Raw genomic sequence first — 25478 nt, 5'->3', positions numbered from 1 at the left:
GGTCGGGTTAGCGCAGCGTAACCCGACATCTGCAACTCCGATGCGTCGGGTTACGCTGCGCTAACCCGACCTACGCGGTATTGGAGAACACCAACATTTATGAAACGAAAAAAAAATACTCACTTGATCATCAAGCTCCTGGCAATTGGCCTACTCATAGCCGGCCTGAGCTATTATCTGCATCCCGAGCTTGGCCAGTTCAGTCTCACTATTAACGGTCATCCGGTCGCCGAGCCCCTGGCCCGGCTAACGGCGATCCCGACCTTGCTGCTCACGCTGTTGTTTACCGGCTTGCTCGTGCTGTTGTTGTTTTTGGGCGTCGGCATGATGCTGTTTCTGGGCACATTGTTATTTGTAGCGCTGGGGATTTTCATCATAGCGCCTTATTTGTGGCCGGTGCTGGCTGTTATTTTTCTGGTTGTCATACTCATGTCATTGGGTGGCGATAAACAGGTCTGATTTTTGCCGATGAATATTCTTAGACGCGCACGGGTCCGGTATATCCTGCACCGCTACCCGATCAAGCATGACGTATGGGAAGTTGTCACAGCCAAGCTGGCCGTGCTGCAGGGACTGGCTTCAGTCGAAAAAGCGCATCTGCGCGAACTGAGCACATTGTTTCTGCATGACAAAAGGATTTACGGCGCGCAGGGTTTTGAGGTGAGCGAGGCGATGCGCGTTCAGGTGGCGGCCATAGCCTGTCTGCCGATTCTGCATTTGGGAATCGGGTTGTTTTCGGCATGGAGCGATGTGGTGATTTACGCCGACGCTTTTCGGGTCAGCCGCGAGGAAGTTGACGAGATGGGCATCGTCCATTATCAGGATAGGGTATTAAGCGGCGAATCGTGGTCGCGTGGGCCGGTGATCCTGTCCTGGCGCGATATCGAGCAGGACACTCAAAGAGGTCATGAAGGGCACAACGTGATCATTCATGAAATCGCGCACAAACTGGACATGCTGGACGGCAGCGCCAACGGCATACCGCCGCTGCATGTGGCCATGCCCGTGCCGCCCTGGACCGATGCATTCAGCACGGCCTATGCCGCATTGAATCATCGCCTTGAACGCCATCATGAGGTTTGTGTCGATCCGTATGCGGCGACCAGCCCTGCCGAGTTTTTTGCCGTGTTCAGCGAATACTTTTTCTGCGCGCCAGATATTCTGCATGCGCACTTCTGCGACGTATACCGGCAATTGCAACTTTATTACCGGCAGGACCCATTAAGCCGGATTTACGCGAATAAAACAGCTGACCAGCCGATTCATGAGGCCGCGGAGTGATGAATGAAGGCTTGAATTCAGCTGTAAGGTCGAATTCATTCGACCCGAAACGCTGCTATTTTTAAATAGGGTTAAGTGCGAATACCCGCAAGGGGCACAAGTGAATTCGCACCTACACGCGCATCACTATTCAGGCGACAAGGTCCGCCGTGAGTTGAATGAAAAGCGCGGCAATCAGGATAAAAAACAGCCCATGCCTAATATCAGTTATTAATGTTGGCGGTTTAGAAACTGATAATGTCGATTTGAAGAGGTAGCTTAGCCTTGGTAAATGATTGCCTGCCAATCAGCCGGAAGGAGAGGGCGCTTGCAGAAATCAAAGGTTGCGGCATTTGTTGTGTTTAATATTGATGAGGAGATGAATAATGGCCGATAGAATTGAAATCGAAATTCGGGAAATGCAACAGAGAATGCAGGAATATCTCCAGATGCACTGGAAGTTCTTCCTGGCGGAAGGTGCTTTTTTTATCATTCTCGGCATAGCGGCCATCATCGTGCCGCAGGTTTTCACCATAGCCATCGCCTTATTCATTGGCTGGCTACTGCTGCTGGGCGGCATCTTTCAAATCGCCAGAGCCATCCGCTTCAGCTCGATGCCGGGCTTTGGCGTGTGGCTTCTTATCGGCGTTCTGCAGGTGATAATCGGTTATTTTCTGATCGCGCAGCCCATGAAAGGCGCGCTGACTTTAACCATGCTGATGACGCTGTATTTTGCCGTGGAAGGCATTGCAAAAATATCCCTGGCATTCATGATGCATCCATTGGCTCATTGGGGCTGGGTATTTTTCAGCGGCTTTACCGCTTTGATGCTGTCCGTTGTCGTCTGGGCCGGCTGGCCCGGCACGGCCGCCTGGGTGCTCGGCCTGCTGCTGGGGATTAACATGATCTTTCTCGGCGGCTCATTGGTCAAGATCAGCTTGCATCATGGAGGAAACGCTTGATCTGACCATTTTGTAATGGGAACAATAAAAAACTTGCCGTCCATAAGCTTTTGTTTTGGATTTTTGGCTGAGAATATTATATAATTGTTATTCTAAATTCCTATTCGGGGTGTTAGCTCAGTTGGTAGAGCAGTGGACTCTTAATCCATGGGTCCAGGGTTCGAGTCCCTGACGCCCCACCATATAAATCAAAGGGTTACAGATAAAATGTCTGTAACCCTTTTTTATTGTCTTTGAAAATGTAACCAATATGTAACCGCATTTACTGTACGTTTGCGCGATATTTGGCACAGATTTGCGCGATATTTGGCACAGCAATTTTGCAAATTTAACGGCTGAGCCAAACATCCATCAAACTGCAGTTACGTGCCGGCAGGATAATCCGGAGCAGTAGGCAATGAATCAGGAATAACATTCGGTTGCGCCTGATTTAAAATTGTTCGCAAATTGCGCCTATATTGCATGAATTCTACAACGTCAGAAGCATCAAAAGTTGTTAATCCAAGCGAAACAGCCTCTGCAATCCTATCGATTGTTACAGAGGTTTTATCCAACGCCGCCTTTGCCGACTGCTGATAATTTTTCCATAATTCGTCATCCGTTGGTGCCGGCTTTGGCACAATAACAACTCGACCATTAACCAGGTCCAGCATGTCGCCCAGAGACCTATTCATTGCCAAGTCGTAATCATCATTCGAAACGTCAATAATATCGTCTGGCAATACCGGATAATTTATATCTGTTGGATAAAAACAGCCCATCTGTTTGCTAAATCTCATATAAACACTCCTTAATAACCGATCGCGATTAGCGATAAATTGGTCGCTGTATAAGAATTGCCTGAACTGGCCGCCATAGATGCGGTTGTCAGCGTATTATTCGCGCCGTTATTGGATACAGCAACTGTACTCGGTGTGCTTTGGTTTGACGAGCCTATGACTTTATACACAGCATTTGGGAATGCAATAGGAAAAGTCCAGTTCGTGTACCCTGCTGCGCTTGTGGTAAAACTGCCCCATTGAATAATCAATCCACCCAGCCATGACGGAAAAACGATATAGCCATTCGCCCCCAATGACACGGAAAAACCTTGCTTCGCCCATGCCGTGGTGGCCACCTTGGTGCTATTGTCGGTTGCCAGTTGCGTCTGAAACACGCCAGCCGAGCGGAGCGCTGTCAATAATTGATCCAGAACGCCATTGCTAGGCGTTAATCCAGCCGCCTCGATCACGGCCCTAAGTTCTTCGCCGATCTGATGAAACCACGCCGCCCCCGGAATCGTCGCAGGGGTGGCCGTAGCCGGGTTGCCGTCGGTCGGATAGCCCGTCGACGGCGAGGCTTCCGGGTCGGGCGGGCTAGCGGACGCAGCCGCCTGAAATTTTCGATTATCCATGTTTACTCCTTATATATAGGCGAATTGCACAAGGGTATGCGCAGGGCTCAGCCGGCTGAGCGCGCATTCCAGTATCTCGTTGCCCCAGCTGGCCAGCGGATCGCTGACCTGGCCGGTGACGGTAAAGCGGCGCACGGTGTCCTGGGCGGCATTAATCCGCCAGACGAACACCCAGAGCTGACCATACAGGGGATCATTGACGTGACTGTTGACGCTGTAAGGCGTGAACTCCGTGATCGTGATCGCATAGCCGAGCTGCTGTGCCAGATTAATGAAAAACTGACGCGACTGGCCGCCAATATTCGTGATTCGAGCCACCAGCATAGCCCGGCGCTCGTTGATCGAGGCGGGCTGGCCAACGCAGTCGTCAGGCAGGCCGGCCACGCGCTCCCAATCCGGCAGCAGTTCAGTCGTGGTACGCGGGTCGGCCTCATCGAACAGCGCCTCGATACGCGCATCAACCCGCGCGAATTCTTCGGCCAAGGCCGCAAGCAGCCTGGCCTGCACGGTGCCGGAATTGCGTGGCCAGGCGCCGCCCTGCGGCAGCAGCGCCTGCAGCTGGCTCAGGTAGTCGTCGACGCTTAAGCCCATGTGATCGTTCCCATCGTGGTCATAGAGCCGGCTGCCTCGGCCACATCGGCGCTCGGTATGGTCATCGTGTAGTTGGTTTCGCCGGCCGCAATACTGATCGCCTCGCGAATATGCGACAGCAACAGCGTGCCGCCGGGCGCGGCTTCACGGCTAATCATGGCGGCCAGTTCCGCTTCGACGGCGGCTTTGACGGCCGTCGTGTTCGGTGTCACGGCAATCGTGAAATCCAGCGGCGATGCGATCGGCGCCACGACCGTGACAGCGGCGGTCACGGGCCGGCGCTCATCGATATACGCCTGCACGGCCGCCACTTCGCCCGCATCCGGAATCAGCGAGGCGTCGTTATCGCGCACGAAGCGCACGGTCACGGTGCCAAGCCCAAGCTCCTGCGGGTAAACCCAGGCGCGCGTCACGCCAGGGACTTCCAGCGCCCAGGCCAGATAGTCATGCTCTGCGCCGCCGTGGGGCGGCTGCCGGATACGCGTCAATAAACGGGACAGCAGCGCCGCGTCCGCTTCGACATCGGCGCCTTGCGCCAGGCCGCCGGCCGAAACCGTGGCGATCGCGTCCACGCCGGCCACCGGCGTCGTGATCGTTAATGCGGCACCTGCGGCCGTATTGCCGTCCTGTCCGGCTTCCAGCGCCGTGACGCTGGCCGTAGCCGTAGCGCCGGCGAAGGTCACCTCGGCATCGGTGCTGAATTCGGCGCCATCGACGCGAGTCAACACCGTACCGGCCGGCACAACGCTGCCGGAGATGCCTGCCAGCGTCACCGATCCGGCGGCATAGGCGGCCGGCAGCCGGTAGATTCCCCAGATCGAGGCCCAACGCTCAAGATATTCGACCTCGGCCGTATCGTAGATCAGCTGCCGGACGGCCCATTCCAGATGGCCATGCAGGCCATGCGACGCGCCGGCATGCACCAGCGCCAGCACGTTCAGGTTGGAACGGCGCAGGCCGGCGTCGGCGCCGGGCAGGCGGGTATTGATATCGCTGATCGCGCGCTCGGCCAGTTCGGCTAAAGTGGGTCTATCAAAAGGCATATCAGGAATTCCAGAAACGTTCGAAACGGTAACGGGCGGTCGGGTGCTGTGGACGGTCGATGGCAATGTCCAGCGCCAGCAGGCCCATGCGCGGATTGGAGGCGACGACCGTCACGCGGCTGGCGACGCCGTCGGCCACTAGCCAGGCCAGCGCCTCTTCGGCATAATCCTGGGCGCGCGTCAGCACCTTGGCCAGCTGCTTTTCCCGGCTCAGTAGCCACAGGCGGCTGCTGATGCGGTCTTTGTTGTCCGGATTGTAGCTGTCGCCCCACCAGCCCCGGCGATCGCCGCCGGCCTCAGGCAGGACATCGTCGTCATTAGCACGGCGGTCCGTGAACAGGCTGATCAGAACGGCACTGTCCAGGCCGTCGTCAGCGGCCAGGCTGCCGCCGGCCAGCTGCCAGTCCAGGGTGGGCGGCAGACCTGAACTGACCGTTAAAATATCGCTCATACCGGGATTCCTGTTTGTGCGCCGCCGGCCGTGACGCCGCCATGCTTGTGGGTTTTCAGCGAAATGCCGTCCGCAATCACGTCACCGCCGGTCACGTTGACCTGAGCGGCGCCTGAGATGTTGATCGCATGGCCGCCGCCGTTAATGACGATGCCGGTCCGGGACAACTTGATCACGGCGCCCTGATCGTCATAGAGAGCGACCTCGCCGGCCTGCAGCGCCTTCAGCCGGAAGCGCCGGTCGTCGATCGCCAGCACCAGGCCGTGGTCGCGGTTGCCGCCGACAAAAACGGCCGCCACTTCGGCGCCGACCTGCGGATAGCTGGTGAAGCCGTAGTTCTGGAAACGCTCCATGTCGCGCACCTCGCCATCGAGCAGCTTGACCTGCACCGTCTGCATCTTGGCCGCGTCATTGACCAGCGCCAGCACGCCGCGGCCGACCATCAGCCGGATGCCGCGCATCGCCGGCGCCATGACTTTATTGATGGATCGAATCACAGCTGCCACTCCCATTCAGGATTCTTCGTGATGCTTTCCTTCAGGTTTTCTTCGGCTTTTTTCTTGCGCAGTTTCTTTTCCAGCCGGGTCAGCTTGGTCAGCGGGATCAGATCGAACGCCTGCGGCGGGGCCAGTTGCAGTTCGGTCAGCGTGCCGCTTTCATCCTGCACATAGGTCAGCGCGCTGATCAGCAGATCCAGATCGGCGCCGAGCAACGGCGACTGCAAGCGGGTCAGCGTGTTGGGCTCCCACAGCGTGCCGTCCACGTCCCAGCCCAGCACGGTCACGCCGGCGCGCGTGCTGCGGCCGGCCCGGACGTTGCGCTCCCATTCAGCGCGCTGGGCCAGCGTCGCGGTCGCGTCCTGGTCCTCGGCCAGCACAATCAGCGGCCGGTACCGGGCAATGCTGGCGTCCTGGATGCGCGCCGACTGCTGCGCGACGGGCTCGCCGAACTGATGGTCATCGCCGGTCTTCTGGCCTTTCACGATGTAATCGCTGTAGCGGTCTTTCTGGTCGAACTCGCCTTCAGCCTTATAAATATTCTGGCCCTCGACCAGCGGCGCCGGCGCCCGGTTCGTGCCGGCGCGCGTGATGACCAGGTGGCCCAGGCCATCCGACATCAGCAGCACGGCCCGCATACGCGCGGCACGCTCCAGCGTCTCGAACACGCTCTCGCCTTCCTGGAGGCTGAACACGGCAAAGGGTGCGCCGGTGTCGGTCTGTGCCTTCAGGCCGATGCCGAACGGCGCCAGCAGATCGGCGGCGATCTGTTCCAGCTTTTTGCCGGACCACTGGCCGCTCTTGTGGATGGCCGAACAGTCGACTAGGTCGGCTGATTTGTCACGGCCTTGCACAGTCACCGTATGGCTCTGAGCGTCAAAGCGCGTGGCCACGGTGTCCACGAAACCGGTGATGACCGTGCGGCCGCCCAGGGCCACCGTGCAGGCCGCGCCGCGCGGAATGCGCTTGGCCGGCTCGATGTCGGCCCAGCGGTCGGAGACGGTCAGCTCGAACGTGCCGGCCAGCTGCTCGATGCCGCGCTCGATGCGCACGGCCTCCCAGCCTGCATAGATTTTTCCGTTTACGGTCAATTGCACCTGGCTCATGACTCCAGTACCTCGATGGTCTCGCCGCCCCGCACAAAGCCCGGATGGCGGATAGTGCGGTTGCGGCTGACGATATCGGCCTCACGTATGGCGTCGCCGTACAGGCGATACGCCAGCACCAGGGCCGGTTGCGTGCGGGTCGGCAGATAACTGACTTTGGGCTTCAGATCCAGACTGACGGCATCCACATGGCGAATCATCGCCACGCGCAGCGCCATGAGTCCGCGATAAACGCTATCCGAAGCCGTATAGGCGACCGCATCCAGCTGCTCGTCCAGATCATTGCGCAGGATCACGGCATCGGTGCGGCTGTCGAACGCCACGCCGGCGGCGGCCCTGGCCGCTTCGATCAAGGCCGCACGGCGGACCAACTGCGTGATGGCCGTGCGGTTGGCGGCCTGCCTAGCCTGTGTCGGCGTCGGCGCGGCCGTGATGAGCGGATAATTGCGGTTGGCCGGCGCCGTCCAGGCGAACAGTCCGCGTAAAGCGGCAATGCCGGGCAGGGCGCCGGCCATGCGGCCCAGATCCCTGATCGGCTCATAAAGGGACAGCGCCAGCGGTTGCGGCGTCGTAAGCTGGGATTCGACCTGGCCTTCGGCGGCCGTCAGCTGGTACAGGAATGCGGGACCGATCGAGTCATTACCCAGCAGGCCGTTGGCGGCTGAACGGATGCCGGTCAGGGCGCTCAGGAGCGTGGCCAGCGCATCGGCGGCCAGAAAACTGGCGCCGACGATGCTGAACAAATCGGCGAAATCGGCTAGCGCCAAATCCTGCGCGGCCTCGGCAGCGGCGTCGACCACGGATGCCGTGTCGGTCTTGGCGGTCGGGTGCGCGTTCTCGCCGGCCTCGACAAAGGTCAGCGTGAAGCGGGCCAGGCCGCCGTGCTCGGTCGACTCGGACAGCCGTGCGGACAGGACCGAAACGCGCAGCCGGCCCCGGTACGGGTGCACCAGCTCGCCGGGGCCTGGCTGCTCCAGCGCCTCGACCAGACGATCGCGCTGGGCCATGTAATCCTCGCCAAGAACCAGCGCGTCCAGCGTGAATTCACGCGCCTTGCGGCCCAGATCCTCGGCATAGGGCAAGTCGCGTTTGGGGTATTCGTGCAGCACGGTGCGCCGGCCGATTTCGCCCTCGGTCGCAGCCACATTGAACGGCACGCCGCGAAACGATCCCGGCTGCATGGTATCCCGCCAGCCCATCAGCGTGCGCCCGGCATGATCAGGCCGGCATCGACGTTGTAAGTCATGCGCCGGTCATTAGTTTTCATGTCGCCTACGCGGCGACGGCCTTCCTGGTCGATCTTGATGGTCAACTCGCCGCCGGCGTCGAACTTGTATATGGTCGACAGCGTCGGCGCGGGCTTGCCCTGGGCGGACAGCGTGGGCATTGGGTAATCCAGGATCGAGGGAACTTTCGGTTTATCCTCTGCGGCCTGGGCGGGCGCGGCTTTGGCCGGCCCAAAGCTCGGGGCCTTGAAATCCAGGAGGGTTTTGCCTTTTGGTTGAGCGTTCGCCGGGCGATCGGCGGGCGCGGCCTTGGCCTGGCCGAAACTCGGCGCTTTGAAATCGAGAACAGACCGCGGCTTTTCGCCGGCCGGAGCGGTCGCCGCCGTGGCCGGGCCGAATGAACGTTTAACCGGCCCGCTTTCCGGTTGTGCATCGAGCGACAGCAGCGGCATGCGCGGGGCCGGCGCCTTGAACTGCAACAGGTTGTTAACCGGCGTGCTCGGCGCGGGCGTTTTAACCGTCGGGCGCGGTGCCGGCGGCATGGGAAACAGCGCCTCGCCGCCCGCAAACGGGTTTTTGAGCTGCGCCAGATTTCTGATCGCGCGGCCGATCCCTAAGATGCCATCGATCACGCCACTGATGGCGCCGCCGATGACGTCGACCAAGTAGTCGCCCCAGCGTTTGAACAGCGCCAGCATGTCGTCGATGCTGCTTTTGACCTTCGCGACCAGCGTGTCCCAGTTGCGCACGATAAGCAGCACGACGCCGGCGATTGCGGTCAGGATCAGCAGGATCGGACTGGCGACAAATGTGGCGATCAGCGTGGTAACGGCCATCAGCAAGGGGCCGGCCATGATCGCGGTTATCCCGCCGAGCACGACCTTGATCAGATTGCCCCAGCTGCCGACCATGTCCTTCAGCTCTTCCAGTTCTGCCCAGGCCGCCTTCGCGCCGTGCTCGATGGCTTCCAGCGTTTTGCTCAGCTGGTCGGCATAAACTTGGGTCTGCTTCATCCCTTCGGGCGTAGTCAGATAGTTCAGCGTATCGATGATCTTTTGCAGACGGTCCTTCAGGAAGTTGAACGCCTGGCCCTTGGTCATGACGTCGCGCACGAAGCCCTGCCAGGTGTCGGACAACGTTGATGTCATGCCCGTCCAGGTGCGGCTCTGCTTCTCGGCCGCGCCGTTGGCGTCCTTGCCCATGGCCTCGAACAGCAGCGCGATCTCCTTACGGCCGATCTTGCCTTTTCCGGCCAGCTCCAGGACCGCCGCATCGGTCTTGCCCAGCGCTTTCGCAAGCAGCGGCACGACCGCGACGCCGCGCTCGGTCAACACGTTGATCTCCTCCTGCTGGAGCTTGCCTTTCATCCAGGCCTGACCGAGTTGGCGGGTTTTCTCGATCATGTCATCCTGGCTGCCGCTGACCTTGGCATTGGCGTCGACCAGCGCCATCAATGAGCCGTTCATCGGGTTAATGCCGGCGTTTTTCAGCAGCATGTATGCCTTGGTCGTCGTCTCCAGTTCCAGCGGGGTTTTCTTGGCGAACTCGGTGATCCAGGCCAGCGCTTTCTTACCCTTTTCGGCGCTGCCTTCCGTAGCTTCGAGCGCCACGGACAGGTTTTCGAACTCGGCCGTCACATCAATGAAGAGCTTCTTGAAAGCGAAACCGGAAGCGGTGGCCAGGCCCGCAATCTTCAGCGACATCGCGCCGGCCTCGCGCGCGACCGAACGGAGCGGCGCGCCGATCGAGCCTACCGCCGCGTAAACGCGGCGGAGCGGCGCCGTAGCCTGATCGACCAGGCGCAAGATGATGCGGAGATCAAGATTGCTCATGAAGCCTTAATGCCTGTGCATGCCAAAACAACAATTCATCGACCGATAACGCCCACAGCTCGGACGGGGGGAAGCCGAAGCTGTAGGCGACATCGCCCATCACATCCCGCCAATTGACGGGAGCTGTGCCAAAAAACCGTTCAACTTGTCCGCGATGGCGCCGAAGTCTTCGGCGTCGATCTCGTCGACGGCCGATCTCGGCAGACTGGCCATCGCGCCGATCAAGGCGCCGATCTTGCCGATCTCGCCCGATTCCTGGTCCATGGCCCGCAGATGCTTCAGCTTCAGGCGCTCCGGGATCTCGATCGAGTCGACCGGCTCGCCGTTAACGGTGAGGGGGTGTTTCAGTGGGATTAACGCCATCTCAGACCTCCTTGCAATCCAATGCGCCAAAGTTCAATTTCACTTCGCCTTTTTCCAGCTCCACGGCCTTCGCGCACCAGGCACCGGACAGCACGAAGCTCTTACCGGTATCGGTATCGAAGGACAAGCTGGCGTTGGTGATATTGCGCAGCGCCTCCAGCGAGGTCTCGGCCGTATGCACGATCGTGCACTCGACGCCCGGGGCGACGATCTTTTCGGTATACCCCACGACGCCCGTGTCGGCGATGACGGGATCGCGATCGAACCCGCCCATGATCAATTTGGCGCCCTCTTTGGATGCCAGGCGCGTGCCGGCGACGGTGACAAAAACGCGTCCGGTAACTTTAGACATACGAACCCCTTATAAAATGAATTGCACGGCCGCCGCGAACACGTCGAACTGATTGACGACGTTGGGCGGCAGAATGGCGTTGACGCGGTTGACATCGGCGGTCGAGCGCACCACGGCCAGATCTTTGATGAACTGGTCCAGATCCTCCAGCAGCCCTGCGCGCTCCAACTCCTGCGCCGCCGCGATCAGGGTATTGCGGATCAGCTTAGGCGTGGCGATCGGCTGGCCGGGCTGGATACGCGGCAGCACGTCGTCGCCGGCCAGCTTATGGCGCGGAAAATCGCGCAGCACGGCAAAGCGGAACACATAGCGCATATAGTCCACGGTCCACTTGGTATTCAGCTTGAGCAGACTGACGTCCTCCATGCCGAAACTGTTCTGTTGGTAGGTGGTCAGCACCTGCTCGACCATGGCATTGCCGCCCTGATCGAAAATGATCGTACTGAGGCCGTCATGCATCAGCAGGTTGCGTTCGGTGTCGGTAAATTTGTCGGCCTCTTTCGGGGCCAGCACGCTGGGCAGGCTGATCGAGCGGAACGGCCGGGCCGGATCGTTGGCGCCGGCGAATTCCACGGCCGCCCCGAACTGGGCCGCGATCACCCACGGCAGGGTCGGCGAATCCTTCAGGCCCGTGATCGTGCTGTGCGCGCTGTTGCGGGCGGCGCCGAACGTGGCCAAGTTGGCGTACGTGTCGTTCTTGTGCGCGAATACGTGCCCCGCGCGCATGTCCATGCCGCCCCAGCGGCTGGCCAGCTCGGTTTCCAGGGCTGCGATATTGGCCGCATCGGACAGTCCCGACAGGATCGTGTACGGGTTCATACTGGCCATGGCCGTAATCGCGCTCGCGATATCCGGATTGCCGGTGCCGGTCACGCCGGCCGCAATCGCTACGGTGATGCCCTTGGGCGTGAACTCGCCCGTGTAGTAATTCAGGCGCACGTCGATCTCATTGCCCTCAACGCCCTTATGACGGGCCGTCAGCGTCGCGACGCCCAGCGCGCTGGTCGCCGTGACCGGGCCGTCGGCATCGGCGGTTACCGCCGCCGCGATCGCGGTTGCGATATCGGCTACGGCCTCGTTGGCCGTGACGGCCACGGTCAGCCGGCGACCGCCTATATATAAGTATAAGGTGCCGCTCTCGGTCGCCGTGCCGGTCACGGTAATGGTCTGGGTCGCGGCCACGCCGGCGCCGGCATCATCGAGGGCCAGGGCGTAGCATTCGGTGTACGGGTTGACTTTCAGCGCCGCCTCGATCTGCTGCGCCAGCATCGAGCCGCGCCCGAAATAGTTGACGCCGTCCTCCTTGCGCGTGACGCGGGTCAGGACGCCCGCCACCACCGTGCCGGCCGTCAGGCGCTGGCCGATGATCAGCATCTTGTGGCTCATCACCGGCAGGCCGCGCACGGCTTTGGTATGATCAATCTCGATGTAGGCGCCGGGCACCCGCCAGTCGATCGGAATGGTTAAAAATGACAAATTATCTGCAGACATAGCTTATTTCGCCTTGGGTTTGGGTTCTTCGGGAATCACTTCCACGACATCGCCGTCGTTCAAACGGCGCAGCCAGTAGCTGGTGGCGATGACGGTCTCGCCGCCGACAGCCAGAATCTGGCCGTTCTCCTTGCGCAGGTGCCTGCCGTCGACAGGCTTGAGGGTAACGGGTAGGCCTAATATCATCGGCGGTCTCCTAAGGTAAAGTGAGGGTATCGGTCAGTTCGGGGGCGCTGGTCGTATGATCGGCCGGTTCTGCCAGCCATTTGGCATGCTCGGCGGCCGGCTGGTGCGGATCGATGTCATAGTCGCCGTGGAAGGTGACAAAATCGGCCAGCACGGATTCGTCGATCGGCTTGAGCATGATGTCGCCCGTGATCGTCAAGGTCGCGGCGCTGATGCCGGCCGCCTTCCAGGCGCCGTTGCGCAGAAAGCGCACCGCCACAGGGTTCCAGATCGTGCTTTCAGTGGCCAGGCTGGTGAACAAGTGAGTCAGCCCGTCCAGGATCTGGTACAGGCCGATCGTCGAGCCGTCGCCACGCCGGGAGGCGTTGACGCCGCGCGCATTGCGGGCCAGGCACAGCAGATTGAAACCGACGGTTGCCAGGCCGTCCTTGAGCGGATAATCGCCGATCACGGCATAGACCGCCGGTGCCGCCGTGGCGATGCTTTTTAACGCGGTCTCGTCAGCCAGGTCGGGCAGCGCATCGACCGCGCGCAGATGCGCGGCCAGCGGGTCTGACTTGATGGCGTCGATTATTTCCAGTTCCAGTTCTGCAATCATGCCCTTAGTGTAGGCAGGTTGCAGCGGGCGGCGTATGGGAACGGTTTCGTAACCCGTGCCTGAACACGGGATTTGAAAAAGGAGAGGTTACGGTTTGACGACGAGGACCAGGTCGCCCCAGACCAGGCCGTTCGGGTCACCGGCGTCGTAAATAATCAACGCGGCGGCATGACGGCCGGCGGCCAGGCCAGCGCCGCCCAATTCCATGACCAACCGATCGGCACGGGTGAGGTCGAACAAGGCGGGCGCGGTATCGCTGTCCAATACCGTTGCGCCCATCGCCAGCTGCAGGCGGGTGATGAGCGTACGGTTGATCGCCTGGCCATCGACCGATAACACGAGTTCGATCGTATTGTCATGGCCGAGGTAGACGGTTTCTTCAAGGCGGGTGCCCTGATGTTGAATCGATTTATGGCGACTGGTCAGGCTGGCAACGCCGTAAACGCCATGCGGCAGGGGTGGCGTGTTGGCGGCTGGCGGAATAACCGGCGCCGATGATTGCAGATTAGCGAACAGTAATAACACGTCGACTCCTAATCACTATAAATACGGTGCATAGGCGGTTTTGCAGTGTTCTCTCATTGTTGCATAGCCCACTTCATTCGGGTGAGTTCCATCGGCCATTGCAACATCAGTCCACTCATTCGTATTCACATAGACGATATTCGCATCGGCTTTGCTCGCTACGATATTTGCTATTGCGGCATTCTCTGCTGTCCATATAATAGGCTGAGGAGGAGCATTCGATCCGCCCGGAATAATCCCTCTGCAAATTACCTTGCCGTAAACCGCAATAAGCTGATCTATGCAGTTAGAGTAATCCGCCTCCACTTGCGGCGTCCACCCGGCGCCCGTGTCATTTCGCCCTATTGCTAAAATAGCGACATCGTTGACTGTTGGAGCGAGAGTTGGTAAAAGTGTCGGCAGTCTTGTTTTTAATGCGCCTGTTTTTTCACCTGACCATCCAAATGATCCACCCAGCCTACCGAAATAAGCTGCGGCTCCATGCACATCGACTTCACCCGCTTGAGCGCCGGAGGTTATGCCCGCCCCCTCTGTGATGGAATCTCCAAACTGATCCAGCTTGTATTTATTACCGACATCATAAAGCGTGCCGTTATAGGCTACGGACAACGCCCCCACGTTTGAGGTCCATGCCGAGTTCCTAGCCCAGATATTATAAGTATGGAGCTGCCCATCCAAAGCCACCTCGTAAAAACTTGCGGTTGGTGCAGTGGGGCCTCTGTCGTATCGGATCGGATCTCCGCCATCTACCGAAATAAAGAAATATCGGTTATAGCAAAATACCAGCAATTTCGAAGAGTCTGTCCTGATTCTCATACCTTCAGAATACCGGGGCTCCCCATTCGATATAATAGCGGGGGTATAGCCTGCGTAGGTTGCCGTTGATATAGCCCTAAAATCAACAAAGCCATTACCATCAAACATATTTAAAAACTGCCCTGTGGTGATGACATAGGGCTTCGATCCGGTAACTTTTATCGCGGTGCCAGAATTTAGCAAATACCCGCCGGTCCCATACGCGGAACCATAGTGAAAAGTCACTTTATGGATTTTGTCAGCAAGGTTTTTAAATAGCTGATATTGGTTGCTGCCGAGATAGGGCGCACTGTATTCCGGCCCATCATCAACTGACACGAGGATAGCGCCAGTAGCCTGCGAGCCACTGAAAGCATTTAGTATTGCGCCACTGCCGCGAATGTAGCCGCACCAAGTAGTCCGCCCGCCAGCGCCAAAATACGTTTTATCAACTGCTCTGCCGGTATCTTTTATACCGGCAATGCCAGGCGCAAACGTGGCGTAGTCTATGGGGGTTGTCTTACTGCCTCTCTTCCCGATGGCTATAAGTCGCTGCTGCATACTTAAACCCTAATCAAGCCCAATTTAACAGACAGACCTGTGGCTGTGTATGTGCCAGTGCCACGAGATATGGCCGCTATATACACCGTAGTGGTGCCAGCAGCCGCTTTAAGGATGATTGGGGCCGGAACTGCAACGTGTGCCACTCGAACACCGACTAGATCGATAAAATCGTTTGCCGCAACAGAAACAATACCGACAATTTCTTTAGCATTTGTGTCAGTAATGGAAACAGCGGCATTTTCAGCGCCTAAAGATACATTGGATTTCAAAAAGACAATATCCATTGCCTGACCTTGATCATCGGCATCGGTAATGATGAGATTTTGCAGCATGGCCGTGCCATCATTTAATCGAGTCACGCCGGCAACCGGCTGAGTGTCTGCAAGAACATCGCCGATGGCGTAGATTAAGGTATCGGTAGACAGGACGACTTCGATCAAATCTGAAGTTTCCAATGAATAAACGGCATTCGTGCTGCCAGTCGTGGTTTGGTCAATGCTGATTTTGCCCAGCAGATTCGTCCCGGCTGGCAACGCCTCCAGAATCGCCGCCTTTAGATTACCACCCGCAGTCAACGCGGCAGGCAATAAGCCAATCAAAGAAGTAATATTTTGAGCAATCCTTTGCAAGCGCCCATTTAAGCCGCTGGATGCCGTATCAGTCGCCGGAGCGGGCTCTGTCAATGAGCCTATCCCGCCTAATGCCTTAACAGTTACCGCATCAGTCGTTCCCGGCGTCGTCTGATCAATGCCCACCTTGCCGATCAGATTAGTTCCGGCTGGCAAAGCTTCGAGAATAGCCGTTTTAAAATTGCCGCCCGCCGTTAATGCTGCTGGAAATAGCGCGATCAATGATGTCAGCCGTTGCGCGATCCGTTGCAGCCTGCCATTCAGTCCGCTCGATGCGGTATCGGTAGCAGGCGCCGCTTCCGTTAATGAGCCGATACCGTCAGCCGCTTTAACAGTGACGGAATCAGTCGTGCCCGGCGTGGTTTGATCGATGCCGATCTTGCCCAGCAGATTCGTACCCGCGGGCAGGGCTTCCAGAATCGCCGCTTTGAAATTACCGCCAGCGGTCAACGCGGCCGGGAACAGGGCAATCGTGGCCGTCAGATGCTGCGCAATGCGTTGCAAGCGGCCGTTCAGGCCGCTGGAGGCCGTGTCGGTGGCCGGCGCCGCTTCGGCCAGTGCGCCAAGAAGATCCTGACTTGCGGTATCCAGTGCGACAGGGACTCGGTTGGTGCTGCTGGCATCGCCATCATTAACGCCTTCATTTCCCAGCACCAACTTGACGCGCTGGAATTTGACGCCGGCGATATCATCGGCCGCGATGGTGTCGCCGCCTGATCCTACGTTTAAGGTTACGTTGTCTGTCATAGTTGGGCTTATCTGTCGTTGAAATAGGTATGCATGCGGCCATTATTCAGGCCTAAATCCTTCAATAATTGCCTCGGCCGAACACGCTGGCGCTGGATATCATCTCAACCGTCGCGCTTTCGGGCGCGTCCGTGCCGGCCGTGTCGACGACGGCGATCTTGCGCGCCGCCATCTTCTCCAGTTCCTTAATGGCATCATGAAACCGCTCCTTGACGAGTTCGGTGACCTGATTCGCATACAGGTAATAGCGGGTGATATCGCAGGCCAGATCGACCACATCGTCACTGGCCAGCGGCAGCTCATTGCGGCCGGCCAGGTAGCGATTGATCTTGCGGTCTGCACGCGCAATGGCTTTCTCGACGGCAGCAGTGCCTATCACGCCTAGCCCTTCCTCATCGGTCAGCTGGATCAGCTCGGCCTCGCCGAACTCGTCGATCAGGTCTTGCTGCGTGCAGTAAGCCATAGCTTAGGCGTCCTTTTCCGGTTCCTGGCCGATCTCGATATCCTCGACCACCAAGAGTGGCTCATTGCGGATCTGTTCGAGCTGATCTTCCGTGAACTCGCTGATGAGCACTTCCGTAGTACCGGTCCATTCACGACCGCCTCGGCGGAATCCGATCTGGGCGGTTCTGACCCGGATGGCCGATGCGGTTTTTGTGGGTTTAGTCTTTTCAGCCATGGTTATCTCCTATTAGCCCGCACCGGTGCTGCCGACAGACAATTGCCAGAAACCGTAAACACCCGTCGCGCGTGCTTCGGCGCCGAACTTGTACTCCGCCTTCATGAACACGTCGTCGTTTTCCATCGTTGTCTGCGAGACAAAGGTCGGGCGCTTGCGCATCTGCACGATGAACGGCTTCACGGCCTTGCTGGTCACATGCAGGAACCAGGCGGTATCGGAGGTCAGCGCCGGATTGACGATCAGCTTGGCCGTGCCCTTGTAAGGGTTCGGGCTATTGTCGTCGAGCTTGTCGGCCTCCAGCAGTTTTTTAGCGATCGCTTCCAGAGCGGGCGGCACTTCCAATGTGTCTGGCATCAGCCTGAGCGGCATGCCTTCTTCATCGGTAAACTTCATGATCGCCGTTCTGGCGGCGCCATAGCCGGCGGCGGCTGCCGCTGGTGTGGCTGCGCTCAACACAGTCGTCAATTTGTTCGATACCGAAGCGCCTTTGACGGAATGGTCCGTGTCGTAGAAATACTGGCCGTCGATCCCCAGACTGGTAAACGCGCCGTTTTTCAGACTGTCGACGATAATATCGTTCAACTCGGACGCGCTGTCGCCGGCCATCTGCGCCTGGGCGTTGTAGATGCCGAGGCTGTCGTCCTCGATGTCGTTGCGCTTGACTGCGATCGTGGTTTCCCAGTCCTCGTTGATGGCGGTGTATTTGCCGGCTTCCAGCGATTTGACCGACTTTTCGCCGACCCACTTGCGCATCATCGGGAAGCGGCTCAGCCAGGCGTAATCCTCGCTTTTGCCATTGGATAAGATCTCCATAGCCGTCGCCTGCCAATTGCCTGGGCTGGCCTTCAGCGCATTGTTGAAGATCGTTTTCAGTCCGGTGAAAATTGTGTTGATCGTTCCGGCATTGACGAGAATGCCGCCGAAGGCCAGCGGCATGACCGCACCGGCATCGAGCATGACAGGCGCGGCGACCGCCGACCCCTGGAAAGAGAAGGCCAGGGCCAGCATCCAGACCATGACGAATAAAGCCCCGAGGGCGATTCTGATAGATTTCATAGTTTTTCCTTAAATTTTGATCCAGACGCCGTCGGCATCGACCCCGACGCACTTGCCCGCCACCGATTTGCCGGTCGACACGCTGGAGACGGTCTGGTCGTCGTTGATGTAGATATTGGTTTCCAGATGCGCGATGGTCACATCGCCGGCGTTGGCGAACTTGAATGTGCCGCGCCGCACGGTGATGGTTTTCGCACCATCGGCGCCGGCCGAGTTGTCGACCTGTTCCTCGGCCCGACCGACCACCTTCAGTGTCGTTGCCACCGAACCGGGTACCGCATAGCCCGAGGCATTGACGCAGACCAATGAGCCTGCATAGATCTTGGTCGATGCCGCAACGCCATAGACGAACTGGTCGCCTTCACGCTGGGGGGTATTTCTGTCTTTCGCTAATGCTGTCATGAGTTAGCCTCTTTGGTTTTTTTGTATTCTTCCGGGTCGACGCCAATGGCGCTGCATACCGCCAGCTCATCATCCGTCAAGCTGCTGCCCGTTTTAAGCGGCTCCATGCCGACGGTTTGCATGCCGGCCAGGGCCGCGATCGGCTGGGCGCTGTCCAGATAGCCTTGCAGTGACGCGATGTCCTTTTTGCCCAGAGCGGTCGCCCAGGCTTTTTCGGCCTCGCCGATGATCTTGCCCTTAGCCACACCATCCTCAATCAGCTTGGCCACCTGGTCTTCGACGGTCGTTGCAGACAGCGCGGCCAGGCGACTGCGCATCTCGTTGACGACAGCGATCGGGGCATAAAGCGCAGGGTCGGGGTGGGTCGCGGTTGCGGTGTCGACTTGCGCCGACAGGGCGGCGATCTCGCCGTCCTTGGCCGCCAGTAGCGCCGACAAGCCGGCCGTTGAGCCGTCCGGCTGGGCGATCATGGCTTTCAGTTTGTCCAGCTCGGCGGCGATATCGTCGGCGGTCGCCGTAATCGGCAGATTGAGCAGATAGCGCAATCGTTCTAAGAGTTCGTCCATATCGGAGTCCTGTGTTGATGAAAAGAGAAGCGCCGCCGCAGCGGCCAAATCGGTCAGTCCGTCCAGCGCGGCATAATTGACCAGGGCGGCCATGATCACGCCGGTGACGTCGCCGGTTTTCGGGTCGTACTTCAGAACCGGGCTGATGTATCGGTATTCCTTGGTTTCGATCGCCGCACGGGCGGCGGCCGTCCATTCGATATCGGTGGCAAACAGACCGTCGCCGGGCCGCCATTCCATGCGCCCGAACCAGCCGGCCGCCGGGGCGGGCTGGCCGTTGGTCTTGCTGTGCAGGGTCTGGTGGTCGTAGTCGATCAGGAACTTATCCTGCTGCGCGCTGGCAGCGCTCAGGATGGCAGCGGCGTTGGCGTCGTTCATCACCCAGCCGGGCAAGCCTTGTGGGCGCCCGTCCTTGGCCTTGAACTGTCCTACGGGTAGCAGTCTGAATTCAGTGGGCGCAGCGCCGTCCAGCTCGATAAGCCGGGCGGAGAGGGCGATGGTCGGGTGCGGTCGTTTGCTCATGGCCCTATGCTAGGGCCTCATGAACGGGGATCGTATGGGAAAGGATTCGTAAGGGCGGTTTAGACGGTGAAGCCGGTTTTTTGAAAACTTTGGCTAGGCTTTCGATTGAAAAACCCGTTTAAACAAAATTTAACGCGGGTTTAACGGGGGTAAAAACCAAAGCGAGTACACTTATTGCGGCTGAGCCAGAAAAACGGCTTAAATCGCATTTCTGAGCTGATCTTCAATAATCGCCAGAATGGCGTCCTGGTCGGCGTCGGAAATACCCAAAAACGGCCGGGCCGGAATGTCGCCCCACAAATGCGGAAATTCTGATTTAGTGCCGCCGAATTGCTGCAGGGCTGCATATTCCATCGGGCTGCCGATGATCAGCGTATCGGGCCCGACCAGATTATCATGGATCTCGTCCTTCAGATTGCCGGTTTCGCCGGTCAATGGCTGGTCGCGGCCCTTACGCTCGATCGTGATGTCGCTGTTGCCGGCCCAGGCCTGCCCGTCCGGCCCGGTTTTCGAACCGAAGCGCTGCTTGGTCGATTCGGTCAGGGTCTCGCCGATCTCGATCAGCGTGGGGCGCAGGTTGCCGGTCGTGCGCAGCAGGTTTTGCAGGGCCGCCAGCACGGCCTGGTTGTCGACATGTATTTCAATCATGACGGAATCGTCCTATAATTTTGGCGGGGTCGGCGGCGGTGAAGCGCTCTTCGATACCGCCGCCGATCAGCCCGCCCGGAGCGTTCGGGAGCGAGGGCCCTGGCCTTATTGCCGGGCATAGACCAGTACGCCTTTGCGCTGTTTGTTGATGTATTTCAGGTCCCGCGTCGGCACAAAGGTCCAGCCTTCCAGCTGGCCTTTGCCGGCCTGGGCAATGAGCAGCAGCCCCTCCTTGTCGCCGTTCTCGATGCGCTTGATCACGCGCACCCGCATCTCGATTTTGCCCGTGCCCTTGTGGCGCTGGAACATCGCCCAGACTTCAAACGGATCGTTCAGCAATTCGGCCAGCATCGGCAAATATTGCGAGCGGGCCGGATCAATGTGCTCGCCCAGCACGGCCGCATCGATCATGACCGGATAATTGAAAGCCCCGCCGACACTGTAGACCTTGCTGTCGCCGCCGAAGAGCTGGCGCAGTGCCGCGACCACCTCGGCTCTGGATTCCCGATGCGGACCCGGCGCGGCGACCGCGGCATCGATCGGCACCACGGCCGGCCGCTGGTAATCTGTCCAGGTCCGCTCGGCCAGCACCTCCCAGGCGTCCGCCTTGGCGGCCCGCCAGGCGTCCATGGCTTGCTCGGACAGGTTGCGCGGCGAAAGTCCCGCACCGGGCGCATAATCCCAGCCGTAATCGACGCCGTTCGGCAATACATGCCGGACGCCGTTGCGGTCCTCCTTGACATAAACCCCTTCGTCCGGCGCTTCGGCGCCTTCATATTCACGAGCCCGCACGGCCGTGACGCGGCAGCGGCAGCCCCAGCCGTTGGGCGGGAAGTGCGTCTGCCACCACGGATCGTCATGGGGCAGCACCAGGCCGGACCAGCTTTGATGCAGGGGGCGCGGGTGGGCAACCGTGTCGTTGTGCACGTATTTCCAATAGGGCCGGCTTTTCAGCAGATCGGGATCGTTGAGCTGCTGCCAGCGGCCGGCGGCATAGCTGGCGGACAGGTTGGTCTTGTAGATCACGCGCGTGCGCCAGTCGCGGCCTTCCTTGGTATCGCTGCCGGTCCAGCCCTCCCAGCCGTGCTTCTGTACGATGGCCTTGAACTCTTTCCGGAACCATTGGATGGACTTGCCGTCGGCGATGGCCTGATCGACGGCCGTGCGCAGATCGGCCAGCAGCTCGGCCTTGGCGGCGCCGGCCACGACGAACGCGCGGTCGTGCGCCGCCTTCAGGATGTCGTCGTAATGCTCGGTCGGCAGGTTCAGTTTCTGCTGAAAAAAGGCCAGCTGTTCCTGGAACGGCGTGTTGAAGCGGCCGTCACCTCGAGCGTTAAAAGCGAGCTGAGTGGGGGAGAGATTTAACGGCATTTCACTACAGTCTCGCTTTTCTTGTTTCAGTTATCATGCGACGCCTCTTCTCCATCCACCTGGCCGCCGCTTAATCCAAAATAACTCTTTGCAAACTTTCAACGGCGAACACTTCCCAATGCGAGCGCCCGTCATCGTAAATTCTTATATGATCAGGAAAGGCCGTTACTTCGGCAATAGGCTCGCGTCCTCGCTCTGCTGCCAGATTGTCCAGATAAACCTTAAATTCTGAGGCTGTGTACGTTTTTAAGATCGTAAGTAGTCCTTCACTGAGTTCAAGTCCGGCAGCCCAATGTGTAACTGGCGGTTGCCCGTCAGATGACAGCGGCACTTGAAATGTCTCGGCCCCACCGGAGTCTGGATCGAGTACGCGGGTAATATCTCTCGCGTTGGCTACAAACGCATCTTCTACAATAAAAATTACTTTTTGCATTATTTCCAGCCTTGTTTAGTTAGATTGTTACGCCAGCATGTTGAGCAAAATAACTGATGACGTTAGCGCGCTCTGTTGGAGTTAAATCTTTTTGTCTGTACAGGCCGCCGTAGAATCTAAGGTCTATGGCCAACCCTGTGTTTATCTTTAGTGGCGCCGCAGTTATCGTATTGGCCCCCATCAAAAAACTACCGGGAGCCTGCTCTACATTATTTTTACCAACATAAATAAGATCATTGATCAGGCGAGCATGAGTTACGATAGGTGTGTTCGGGGTAGTAGATCCTACTGTTCCAGCCGCGCCCGACGGAAGTAGACCAAAGTTAGCCGCTCTTATAGCAACACTATAAATATGAGCCGTTGCAGGACGCTGAGCTAAATACATATAGTTAAGTGCGTCTTTTTGTAATCCTAAAATTGACAATCCTGCTGATCCACTGGAGGCGTTATAGGCATACGCCAACGCCATGAACGAATCGTTCTGAATGGTGAACACATTGCCGGTTGTCAGTTGATCATCAAGCCCGTCATGCTCAAGATAGTAAAATCCGTTCGCGTCTTGTCGCAATATTGGCTTGCTTGCTGTCGTATTCTGGAATTGATGTGCCCCTTGTATCAGTTTAAAACTATCATAGATGTTAACTGCCCCTGCTGCGCCTGCTGCATCACCAAGACTGATGTATATTGTTTCTACTGTAGGTATGAATGGTACTACTGCATTGCCTGTTGCTGCCACTGACCCGTAGGTTGAACCGCCGATAGTTGGGCCAACCAGGATACGACCGGAGCTTGTCTTAGAAACGAAATTCCCAAACAAAACGTAAGGGGTGTTCGGAACAACAGTGACGGCTTGATAAACATATCCAGCACCACTATTGCTTACTTTTAGTCTGCCGGCATCCAAAGTCGGTGTTACATTTGCCGTGCTTGGCGTCCAACCTGAAACGTCAACATCAAATGATCCATTGATGATAAGGTTAGCCGTACTGTATCGTTTATCGAGCATCAGCCCGACCTCCTGGTCGACAACGGCTGGGATCGTACCGATTGAATCCTTAAAGAGCGTAGACAAGTCCCAAGGCTCATACAGCGCAGCGGCTTCGCCCGTTGCAAAAATCGAACTAATAGCGAATGCGATGACGCTCTTAGCAAACATCGAATCATTAATAGACGGGCTGTTGCTATATTTTAGCGGCATATCGTCACCATTCTCTTGACAGCATTTACCACGACTCGCAGTAAAACGCCTGCCCTGTCGTGGCGCCGATAATGCTGATCGCACCGACGGGTGTCCCGTGTTCCGGCGATTCGTACATCTCGTAGGTCTTGATCTCCAGGGAATTATGATCGGCTGTCGCCGTGCCCGTGCGTGAAATCCAAAGCGATCCTGCGCTCACATTGCGCAGCGCAAAGCCGATGCGGCCGGCGTTGGCCGCGATCAGCGTCTGGGCGCTGTTGCCGGTGGTGATCGTGCCGCTGCAGCTGGTCGGCGTCACGCGGATCAGCGTGGCCGGCGCGGGCGATGCCCACAGCAGCGCCAGCCCGGAAAAAACAATAAACTGTTTCAAGCTTTTCATGGATACTCCTACATTAAAAAATCAATGGCCGTTCTCAACATCAAAACGCCCCGACAGCTCGGCCGCCGCGAACGCCAGCTGCATGACCTTGACCAGCTCGCCGCTGTCCATGGCGCCGTAACTGCTCAGCAGTTCATCGCGCAGCGCTTCCAGGCTGTCGGCCTGCTCGACCTTTTTACAGATCGCCTCGACCCAATCCTTGACGGATGCACTTGCTGACGCGGCTAGCAGTTCGGTCTGGCTATCGACGGACGTCGGGTCGCGGTCGGCCGATGACACGGACGGCGCCGTATCGCCGGCCAAGGCCGCCAGGGACGCGGCTGGCTGGCCAGGCTCGGCCGGCATGGGCTTGGGACCCGTGGACAGGATTTCCTCGCCTTCCTCGGGCTCAGGAATCTTCAGCTTCTGGTTCACGTAGCGCAGCGGGATGCGGGCGCCGACGCCCACCAGCTTGGGCAGGGCATCGGCATACAAGGCCAGGTCGTCCGGCTCCTGCGTGTCGCTGACAAAAGTCGGGCAGCGGTTGTCCGCGAACAGCCCGTTCAGCATGGCCATGGGATAAACCAGGTGCGCGGACAGCGTCTGGTCGAGTTGGGTGGCGTCGTCGTCGCGGATGTCCAGGCGTACTTCATTATGGACATCGCCCAACGAGCGGTTGCCGTTGGCGCCCGTGGAACTGGTCAGCGTGCCGCCCAGAATGGCTTTCGATTGCGCGGCCTCGCACCAGTCGATCATGGTCGAGAAAGCCGCGCCGCCGTTGCCGCCGCCGGTGATGGACGCCAGCTCCAGCTGCATGCTGTCCGGGATGATGCCGGCGGCGTTGTGGCCGATGCTCAGCACCGTGCGCAACAGGTCGCGCTTTTCCTTGTCGCCGGCCGTGGCCGGGTATTTGCCGATACGGATCGGCAGGCCGTAGGTTTCCAGAAACTCAGCCAGGTCGCGCACCGAGTAGTTCTTGTACAGATACGGCCAGACCAGGGAGCGATAAAGGCCGGTGCGGGCGATATAGCCGGCGCGGGACTTGTGCTGGTGCACGATCCAGCCGAACGGCTGCAGCGGCACGCCATAACTGGCGCCAGAATCGCGCAGATGCAAGGTGTTGCGCTGGTCGGGCGGGCAAGTGAACCAGGACGGCGGCCGGTGCTCGATCCGGTTCGGGAACCAGAGCCCCTGGGCCGTGCGGCCCCAGCCCAGCTCCAGGCAGGCATAGCCGTGGCCGATCGCATCCAGCGCGTCCATGCGAATACTGCCGATGTCCAGCTCATCGCGGATCAAGTCTTCGAGCGACTGGGTATTGGCTTCCTCCTGGGCCGTGGCATTGCGCGGCGGCTCCAGCGTCCAGTCCAGTTTCTTGATGGCCATTTCGCGCTTATGCATCTCGGCGTCGATGTGCGCGTCTTTCTCGCGCATGTCCATGTACAGCTCGGCCTGGGCGATCATGTCGCCGGCCTCGGCGGCCGCCAGAATGGCGGCCAGCCGGGCCGGCGTCAGCCCTCGGGACGGGTGATTAGCAAACTCGCGGTGCAGCAGGGCGGATTGCGGCGAGTCGGTCTGCCGGGCCTTGACCTGCGCCGTCAGCTTTTGTTTAAACCAGTCTAAAAAGTGCATGA

At 58.7% G+C, this 25478-nt stretch carries 32 protein-coding genes and 1 tRNA gene; 5 read left to right on the top strand and 28 right to left on the bottom strand.

The window, feature by feature from the left end; genetic code table 11:
* The first annotated feature begins 99 nt into the window (after positions 1 to 99).
* The 4 genes from V2P20_RS03810 to V2P20_RS03795 all read left to right on the top strand — a co-directional run bounded on the left by V2P20_RS03810 (position 100) and on the right by V2P20_RS03795 (position 2404).
* Complete coding sequence (locus tag V2P20_RS03810; RefSeq protein WP_331816278.1) at positions 100 to 459, top strand: hypothetical protein; 360 nt, start codon at positions 100 to 102, stop codon at positions 457 to 459.
* Between the two features lie 9 nt (positions 460 to 468).
* A complete protein-coding gene (locus V2P20_RS03805; protein WP_331816276.1) occupies positions 469 to 1281 on the top strand; it encodes a M90 family metallopeptidase in 813 nt (270 codons plus the stop codon).
* 365 nt (positions 1282 to 1646) lie between these two features.
* Entirely contained in the window at positions 1647 to 2222 is a 576-nt protein-coding gene (locus V2P20_RS03800) for an HdeD family acid-resistance protein (RefSeq protein ID WP_331816274.1), read from the top strand.
* A gap of 106 nt (positions 2223 to 2328) precedes the next feature.
* A tRNA-Lys gene (locus V2P20_RS03795) sits at positions 2329 to 2404 on the top strand.
* Between the two features lie 180 nt (positions 2405 to 2584).
* On the opposite strand, the gene V2P20_RS03790 is transcribed toward V2P20_RS03795, so the two are convergent.
* From V2P20_RS03790 to V2P20_RS03755, 8 genes are read right to left on the bottom strand one after another with little or no spacing between them, the layout of a single operon-like run.
* The gene (locus V2P20_RS03790) at positions 2585 to 3001 is read right to left on the bottom strand and encodes a hypothetical protein (RefSeq protein WP_331816272.1); all 417 of its coding nucleotides are present in this window, start codon (positions 2999 to 3001) and stop codon (positions 2585 to 2587) included.
* Positions 3002 to 3012: 11 nt separating this feature from the next.
* On the bottom strand, positions 3013 to 3615 hold the full coding sequence (locus V2P20_RS03785) for a hypothetical protein (protein ID WP_331816270.1): 603 nt from the start codon (positions 3613 to 3615) through the stop codon (positions 3013 to 3015).
* Positions 3616 to 3624: 9 nt separating this feature from the next.
* The gene (locus V2P20_RS03780; protein WP_331816268.1) at positions 3625 to 4206 is read right to left on the bottom strand and encodes a putative phage tail protein; all 582 of its coding nucleotides are present in this window, start codon (positions 4204 to 4206) and stop codon (positions 3625 to 3627) included.
* The gene (locus tag V2P20_RS03775; RefSeq protein WP_331816266.1) at positions 4197 to 5249 is read right to left on the bottom strand and encodes a baseplate J/gp47 family protein; all 1053 of its coding nucleotides are present in this window, start codon (positions 5247 to 5249) and stop codon (positions 4197 to 4199) included. The genes V2P20_RS03780 and V2P20_RS03775 overlap by 10 nt, the downstream gene beginning before the upstream one ends.
* 1 nt (position 5250) lies before the next feature.
* Positions 5251 to 5700 (bottom strand): phage GP46 family protein, encoded by a 450-nt coding sequence (locus V2P20_RS03770; protein ID WP_331816264.1) that lies wholly within the window; start codon positions 5698 to 5700, stop codon positions 5251 to 5253.
* On the bottom strand, positions 5697 to 6197 hold the full coding sequence (locus V2P20_RS03765) for a phage baseplate assembly protein V (RefSeq protein ID WP_331816262.1): 501 nt from the start codon (positions 6195 to 6197) through the stop codon (positions 5697 to 5699). Before V2P20_RS03765 ends, V2P20_RS03770 begins: the two co-directional genes overlap by 4 nt.
* Positions 6194 to 7303, bottom strand: coding sequence for a phage baseplate assembly protein (locus tag V2P20_RS03760; protein ID WP_331816260.1), 1110 nt, complete (start codon positions 7301 to 7303; stop codon positions 6194 to 6196). Before V2P20_RS03760 ends, V2P20_RS03765 begins: the two co-directional genes overlap by 4 nt.
* Positions 7300 to 8253 (bottom strand): hypothetical protein, encoded by a 954-nt coding sequence (locus V2P20_RS03755; RefSeq protein WP_331816258.1) that lies wholly within the window; start codon positions 8251 to 8253, stop codon positions 7300 to 7302. The genes V2P20_RS03760 and V2P20_RS03755 overlap by 4 nt, the downstream gene beginning before the upstream one ends.
* On the opposite strand from V2P20_RS03755, the gene V2P20_RS03750 reads away from it, so the two are divergent.
* A complete protein-coding gene (locus tag V2P20_RS03750) occupies positions 8248 to 8544 on the top strand; it encodes a hypothetical protein (protein ID WP_331816256.1) in 297 nt (98 codons plus the stop codon). The two genes, V2P20_RS03755 and V2P20_RS03750, sit on opposite strands and share 6 nt — an antisense overlap.
* Here the strand turns inward: V2P20_RS03750 and V2P20_RS03745 are convergent.
* The 20 genes from V2P20_RS03745 to V2P20_RS03650 form a co-directional block, all read right to left on the bottom strand.
* A complete protein-coding gene (locus tag V2P20_RS03745) occupies positions 8502 to 10361 on the bottom strand; it encodes a tape measure protein (RefSeq protein ID WP_331816254.1) in 1860 nt (619 codons plus the stop codon). The genes V2P20_RS03750 and V2P20_RS03745 overlap by 43 nt on opposite strands.
* 99 nt (positions 10362 to 10460) lie before the next feature.
* Entirely contained in the window at positions 10461 to 10724 is a 264-nt protein-coding gene (locus V2P20_RS03740; protein ID WP_331816252.1) for a phage tail assembly protein, read from the bottom strand.
* 1 nt (position 10725) lies between these two features.
* Positions 10726 to 11076, bottom strand: coding sequence for a phage tail tube protein (locus V2P20_RS03735; protein ID WP_331816250.1), 351 nt, complete (start codon positions 11074 to 11076; stop codon positions 10726 to 10728).
* Positions 11077 to 11085: 9 nt separating this feature from the next.
* Positions 11086 to 12567, bottom strand: a complete 1482-nt coding sequence (locus tag V2P20_RS03730) for a phage tail sheath C-terminal domain-containing protein (protein ID WP_331816248.1) — start codon at positions 12565 to 12567, stop codon at positions 11086 to 11088.
* A gap of 3 nt (positions 12568 to 12570) precedes the next feature.
* Positions 12571 to 12753, bottom strand: coding sequence for a DUF2635 domain-containing protein (locus V2P20_RS03725; RefSeq protein WP_331816246.1), 183 nt, complete (start codon positions 12751 to 12753; stop codon positions 12571 to 12573).
* A 10-nt stretch (positions 12754 to 12763) separates the two neighbouring features.
* A complete protein-coding gene (locus tag V2P20_RS03720; RefSeq protein ID WP_331816244.1) occupies positions 12764 to 13351 on the bottom strand; it encodes a phage protein Gp37 in 588 nt (195 codons plus the stop codon).
* A gap of 87 nt (positions 13352 to 13438) precedes the next feature.
* Entirely contained in the window at positions 13439 to 13876 is a 438-nt protein-coding gene (locus V2P20_RS03715) for a hypothetical protein (RefSeq protein ID WP_331816242.1), read from the bottom strand.
* 15 nt (positions 13877 to 13891) lie between these two features.
* Positions 13892 to 15232 (bottom strand): SGNH/GDSL hydrolase family protein, encoded by a 1341-nt coding sequence (locus tag V2P20_RS03710; RefSeq protein WP_331816240.1) that lies wholly within the window; start codon positions 15230 to 15232, stop codon positions 13892 to 13894.
* 2 nt (positions 15233 to 15234) lie between these two features.
* Positions 15235 to 16611 (bottom strand): hypothetical protein, encoded by a 1377-nt coding sequence (locus V2P20_RS03705; RefSeq protein WP_331816238.1) that lies wholly within the window; start codon positions 16609 to 16611, stop codon positions 15235 to 15237.
* 61 nt (positions 16612 to 16672) lie between these two features.
* Positions 16673 to 17074: a DUF1320 domain-containing protein gene (locus V2P20_RS03700; RefSeq protein ID WP_331816236.1), complete on the bottom strand. Its 402-nt coding sequence runs from the start codon at positions 17072 to 17074 to the stop codon at positions 16673 to 16675.
* A 3-nt stretch (positions 17075 to 17077) separates the two neighbouring features.
* A complete protein-coding gene (locus V2P20_RS03695) occupies positions 17078 to 17290 on the bottom strand; it encodes a hypothetical protein (RefSeq protein WP_331816234.1) in 213 nt (70 codons plus the stop codon).
* Positions 17291 to 17302: 12 nt separating this feature from the next.
* Positions 17303 to 18349: a Mu-like prophage major head subunit gpT family protein gene (locus V2P20_RS03690; RefSeq protein WP_331816232.1), complete on the bottom strand. Its 1047-nt coding sequence runs from the start codon at positions 18347 to 18349 to the stop codon at positions 17303 to 17305.
* A 9-nt stretch (positions 18350 to 18358) separates the two neighbouring features.
* The gene (locus V2P20_RS03685; RefSeq protein WP_331816230.1) at positions 18359 to 18751 is read right to left on the bottom strand and encodes a hypothetical protein; all 393 of its coding nucleotides are present in this window, start codon (positions 18749 to 18751) and stop codon (positions 18359 to 18361) included.
* On the bottom strand, positions 18748 to 19839 hold the full coding sequence (locus V2P20_RS03680; protein ID WP_331816228.1) for a phage protease: 1092 nt from the start codon (positions 19837 to 19839) through the stop codon (positions 18748 to 18750). Before V2P20_RS03680 ends, V2P20_RS03685 begins: the two co-directional genes overlap by 4 nt.
* A 198-nt stretch (positions 19840 to 20037) precedes the next feature.
* A complete protein-coding gene (locus V2P20_RS03675; RefSeq protein ID WP_331816226.1) occupies positions 20038 to 20487 on the bottom strand; it encodes a phage virion morphogenesis protein in 450 nt (149 codons plus the stop codon).
* A gap of 105 nt (positions 20488 to 20592) precedes the next feature.
* Positions 20593 to 21858, bottom strand: a complete 1266-nt coding sequence (locus V2P20_RS03670) for a PBECR2 nuclease fold domain-containing protein (protein ID WP_331816224.1) — start codon at positions 21856 to 21858, stop codon at positions 20593 to 20595.
* A gap of 70 nt (positions 21859 to 21928) precedes the next feature.
* Entirely contained in the window at positions 21929 to 22291 is a 363-nt protein-coding gene (locus tag V2P20_RS03665; RefSeq protein ID WP_331816222.1) for a hypothetical protein, read from the bottom strand.
* Positions 22292 to 22310: 19 nt separating this feature from the next.
* The gene (locus tag V2P20_RS03660; RefSeq protein ID WP_331816220.1) at positions 22311 to 23489 is read right to left on the bottom strand and encodes a hypothetical protein; all 1179 of its coding nucleotides are present in this window, start codon (positions 23487 to 23489) and stop codon (positions 22311 to 22313) included.
* A gap of 25 nt (positions 23490 to 23514) precedes the next feature.
* Positions 23515 to 23868 (bottom strand): hypothetical protein, encoded by a 354-nt coding sequence (locus V2P20_RS03655; RefSeq protein ID WP_331816218.1) that lies wholly within the window; start codon positions 23866 to 23868, stop codon positions 23515 to 23517.
* Between the two features lie 21 nt (positions 23869 to 23889).
* Positions 23890 to 25476, bottom strand: a complete 1587-nt coding sequence (locus V2P20_RS03650) for a DUF935 domain-containing protein (protein WP_331816216.1) — start codon at positions 25474 to 25476, stop codon at positions 23890 to 23892.
* Positions 25477 to 25478 lie beyond the last annotated feature (2 nt).

The sequence above is a fragment of the Methylobacter sp. Wu1 genome, from assembly GCF_036553575.1.
GTDB lineage: Bacteria > Pseudomonadota > Gammaproteobacteria > Methylococcales > Methylomonadaceae > Methylobacter.
The sequence above is the reverse complement of the archived record's forward strand: the minus strand, read 5'-3'. Positions and strand labels throughout refer to the sequence as shown.

Coding starts and splice junctions, on each gene's coding strand:
- V2P20_RS03810 (WP_331816278.1), top strand. CDS start 100: ATGAAACGAAAAAAAAATACTCACTTGATCATCAAGCTCCTGGCAATT.
- V2P20_RS03805 (WP_331816276.1), top strand. CDS start 469: ATGAATATTCTTAGACGCGCACGGGTCCGGTATATCCTGCACCGCTAC.
- V2P20_RS03800 (WP_331816274.1), top strand. CDS start 1,647: ATGGCCGATAGAATTGAAATCGAAATTCGGGAAATGCAACAGAGAATG.
- V2P20_RS03790 (WP_331816272.1), bottom strand. CDS start 3,001: ATGAGATTTAGCAAACAGATGGGCTGTTTTTATCCAACAGATATAAAT.
- V2P20_RS03785 (WP_331816270.1), bottom strand. CDS start 3,615: ATGGATAATCGAAAATTTCAGGCGGCTGCGTCCGCTAGCCCGCCCGAC.
- V2P20_RS03780 (WP_331816268.1), bottom strand. CDS start 4,206: ATGGGCTTAAGCGTCGACGACTACCTGAGCCAGCTGCAGGCGCTGCTG.
- V2P20_RS03775 (WP_331816266.1), bottom strand. CDS start 5,249: ATGCCTTTTGATAGACCCACTTTAGCCGAACTGGCCGAGCGCGCGATC.
- V2P20_RS03770 (WP_331816264.1), bottom strand. CDS start 5,700: ATGAGCGATATTTTAACGGTCAGTTCAGGTCTGCCGCCCACCCTGGAC.
- V2P20_RS03760 (WP_331816260.1), bottom strand. CDS start 7,303: ATGAGCCAGGTGCAATTGACCGTAAACGGAAAAATCTATGCAGGCTGG.
- V2P20_RS03745 (WP_331816254.1), bottom strand. CDS start 10,361: ATGAGCAATCTTGATCTCCGCATCATCTTGCGCCTGGTCGATCAGGCT.
- V2P20_RS03740 (WP_331816252.1), bottom strand. CDS start 10,724: ATGGCGTTAATCCCACTGAAACACCCCCTCACCGTTAACGGCGAGCCG.
- V2P20_RS03735 (WP_331816250.1), bottom strand. CDS start 11,076: ATGTCTAAAGTTACCGGACGCGTTTTTGTCACCGTCGCCGGCACGCGC.
- V2P20_RS03730 (WP_331816248.1), bottom strand. CDS start 12,567: ATGTCTGCAGATAATTTGTCATTTTTAACCATTCCGATCGACTGGCGG.
- V2P20_RS03725 (WP_331816246.1), bottom strand. CDS start 12,753: ATGATATTAGGCCTACCCGTTACCCTCAAGCCTGTCGACGGCAGGCAC.
- V2P20_RS03720 (WP_331816244.1), bottom strand. CDS start 13,351: ATGATTGCAGAACTGGAACTGGAAATAATCGACGCCATCAAGTCAGAC.
- V2P20_RS03710 (WP_331816240.1), bottom strand. CDS start 15,232: ATGCAGCAGCGACTTATAGCCATCGGGAAGAGAGGCAGTAAGACAACC.
- V2P20_RS03705 (WP_331816238.1), bottom strand. CDS start 16,611: ATGACAGACAACGTAACCTTAAACGTAGGATCAGGCGGCGACACCATC.
- V2P20_RS03700 (WP_331816236.1), bottom strand. CDS start 17,074: ATGGCTTACTGCACGCAGCAAGACCTGATCGACGAGTTCGGCGAGGCC.
- V2P20_RS03695 (WP_331816234.1), bottom strand. CDS start 17,290: ATGGCTGAAAAGACTAAACCCACAAAAACCGCATCGGCCATCCGGGTC.
- V2P20_RS03690 (WP_331816232.1), bottom strand. CDS start 18,349: ATGAAATCTATCAGAATCGCCCTCGGGGCTTTATTCGTCATGGTCTGG.
- V2P20_RS03685 (WP_331816230.1), bottom strand. CDS start 18,751: ATGACAGCATTAGCGAAAGACAGAAATACCCCCCAGCGTGAAGGCGAC.
- V2P20_RS03680 (WP_331816228.1), bottom strand. CDS start 19,839: ATGAGCAAACGACCGCACCCGACCATCGCCCTCTCCGCCCGGCTTATC.
- V2P20_RS03675 (WP_331816226.1), bottom strand. CDS start 20,487: ATGATTGAAATACATGTCGACAACCAGGCCGTGCTGGCGGCCCTGCAA.
- V2P20_RS03670 (WP_331816224.1), bottom strand. CDS start 21,858: ATGCCGTTAAATCTCTCCCCCACTCAGCTCGCTTTTAACGCTCGAGGT.
- V2P20_RS03665 (WP_331816222.1), bottom strand. CDS start 22,291: ATGCAAAAAGTAATTTTTATTGTAGAAGATGCGTTTGTAGCCAACGCG.
- V2P20_RS03660 (WP_331816220.1), bottom strand. CDS start 23,489: ATGCCGCTAAAATATAGCAACAGCCCGTCTATTAATGATTCGATGTTT.
- V2P20_RS03655 (WP_331816218.1), bottom strand. CDS start 23,868: ATGAAAAGCTTGAAACAGTTTATTGTTTTTTCCGGGCTGGCGCTGCTG.
- V2P20_RS03650 (WP_331816216.1), bottom strand. CDS start 25,476: ATGCACTTTTTAGACTGGTTTAAACAAAAGCTGACGGCGCAGGTCAAG.